At 65.8% G+C, this 2411-nt stretch carries 2 protein-coding genes; both read right to left on the reverse strand.

Annotation, left to right across the window (positions count from 1 at the left end; all coding sequences use genetic code 11):
- Positions 1-20 precede the first annotated feature (20 nt).
- Complete coding sequence (locus VN856_RS17030; RefSeq protein WP_325691067.1) at positions 21-788, reverse strand: fructosamine kinase family protein; 768 nt, start codon at positions 786-788, stop codon at positions 21-23.
- Positions 785-2411, reverse strand: a 1627-nt coding sequence (locus VN856_RS17035) for an acyl-CoA synthetase (RefSeq protein ID WP_325691069.1), incomplete at its 5' end; no start/stop codon positions are given. The genes VN856_RS17030 and VN856_RS17035, both read right to left, overlap by 4 nt.

Here is a 2411-nt window from a genome sequence, read left to right on the forward strand (position 1 = left end):
AACGCAGCCTAGCCCCACGGCTAGAGCGCCAAAGCCGCCCGGGCACAGACACCGGCCCGCTGCGCGTGCCCGCCGCCGAACAACACCACATGCGCGAGCAGCGCAAAAAGCTGATGCAGCCCGATCCGCGCGCGCCAACCCGGTCGCAGCGGGTGCACTCGCTGGTAGCCCTCGACAATGTCGTCGTAGTGCGGGCAGCCGAACAATGCGAGCATGGCCAGGTCATTCTCCCGGTGACCGCCATGTGCGGCCGGGTCGATGAGCACCACCCCGTCCGGCGTCCACATCACATTGCCGCCCCACAGATCGCCGTGCAGCCTGGCCGGCCGGTCGTCGTCGTCGAAGTCGCCGGCCCGACAGCGGGTTGCGACCTTGTCGATCGCCGCACGAGTCGACGCGCTCAGACGCGGCGCGGCCAGTGCGGCCATCGGGGCCAACCGCTCGTCGGCGTAGAACTGGCCCCAATGCGGGTGCGGCCGTAGCGACATCGGCAACGGCTGGGTCAGCGGTCCGAAGAACCCCGGCCCGTCCCAACCGGCGGGACCGGCACCGAAGCCCGCAGCTCCCGCGTCGTGCGTGGTAGCCAGCCGGCCGCCGAACTCGAAAGCCGCTGCGGGACTGGGAGTTGCCGACTCCAGCCGCCGCAGTGTCAGGCTCGTCGCATCTGCGGCGACGACCGGCACACAGGGCACACCACCGTTGGCTTGCGAAAGCCATTGCAGCCCAGCGGCTTCACAGGCGAAGAAGCCGGCGGGTGCGCCAGTGTGACGCTTGACGAAGTCGGTCAAGCGGTTGCGTGGGCGGCGTGTACGTCGTCGGCCGGTCGCGCCTCGGTCTGTTCTTTGGCCCACCGGTAGTCAGGTTTACCGGCCGGTGAGCGCTTCACCTCGTCGACCAGCCAAAGGCTGCGTGGCACTTTGTATCCCGCGATCTCGGCTCGCACGAAGCTATCCAGGTCGGATAGCGACGGCCGCGAACCGGGCCTAGCCTGCACGACTGCCGCCACGTGCTGGCCGTAGCGGGGATCGGGCACCCCGACTACCAACGCATCGAAGACGTCGGGATGCCCCTTCAAAGCGGCCTCGACCTCTTCGGGGTAGATCTTCTCACCGCCGCTGTTGATCGACACCGCGCCGCGGCCGAGCATCGTGACGCTACCGTCCTCCTCGACGGTCGCGTAGTCGCCGGGAATCGCGTAGCGGACGCCTTTGATGGTCTGGAACGTCTCGGCGGTTTTCTTCTCGTCCTTGTAGTAGCCGACGGGAATGTTGCCCTTCTTGGCGATGAAGCCGCGGACTCCGGAGCCTGGTTGGACCTCGTTGCCGTCGTCGTCGAGGACGACGGTCCGGTGGTCGATCGTCACGCGCGGGCCGCCGCTGTGCGGTGCGTCTTTGGCGACGATACTGGTGCCGCCAAAACCGGTCTCCGACGAGCCAATTGAGTCGGTGATGACCCGGTTGGGAAGCAGTTCGAGGAACTTTTCCTTGATACTCGGAGAGAACAGCGCCGCTGTGGAGGCGAGCAGGAACAGCGACGACAGATCGTACTCATTGCCCTTGTCCTGGTGCGCCAGCAGCGCGTCGAGCAACGGGCGCGCCATCGCGTCACCGGTGAAGAACAGCAGGTTCACCTTGTGGTCGTGAATCGTGCGCCACACTTCGTCCGCATTGAATTCCGGTGCCAGCACCGTGGTTTGGCCCGAGAAAATCGACATCCAGGTGGCCGACTGAGTTGCGCCGTGGATCATCGGCGGAATCGGGTGGCGGACCATCGGCGGATTGGCAGCGGCGCCCTTGGCCAGGTCGTACTCGTCCTTGATGAATTCGCCTGTGGCGAAGTCGGTTCCGCCGAACAGCACCCGGTAAATGTCCTCGTGGCGCCACATCACGCCCTTCGGGAACCCGGTGGTGCCACCGGTGTAGAGCAGGTAGATGTCGTCGGCGCTGCGTGGACCGAAGTCGCGCTCGGCCGAGCTGTCGGCGATAGCGGCGTAGAACTCGACGCCGCCGTAGCTCTGGTATGCGCTGTCGGGAACATCAGACCCGTCGTCGATCACCAGGATCGTCTTGACGTCGGGGGTCTCCGGCAGCACGTTGGCGACCCGCTCGGAGTACTGGCGCTCGTGCACCAGCGCAACCATGTCGGAGTTCTCGAACAGGTAACGCAGTTCGCCCTCGACGTAGCGGTAGTTGATGTTGACCAGGATCGCGCCCGCCTTGATGATGCCCACCATCGCGATGACGATCTCGATGCGGTTGCGGCAGTAGAGACCGACCTTGTCGTCCTTCTTCACCCCCCGCTCCTGCAGGTAGTGCGCGAGGCGGTTGGCCTTCTCCTCGAGTTGGGCGTAGGTCAGCTGCTCGTCGCCGCAGATCAGGGCAACACGGTCAGGGACGGCATCGATGGCGTGC

The organism is Mycobacterium sp. (genome assembly GCF_035603715.1).
In the GTDB taxonomy this organism is placed as follows: Bacteria; Actinomycetota; Actinomycetes; order Mycobacteriales; family Mycobacteriaceae; genus Mycobacterium.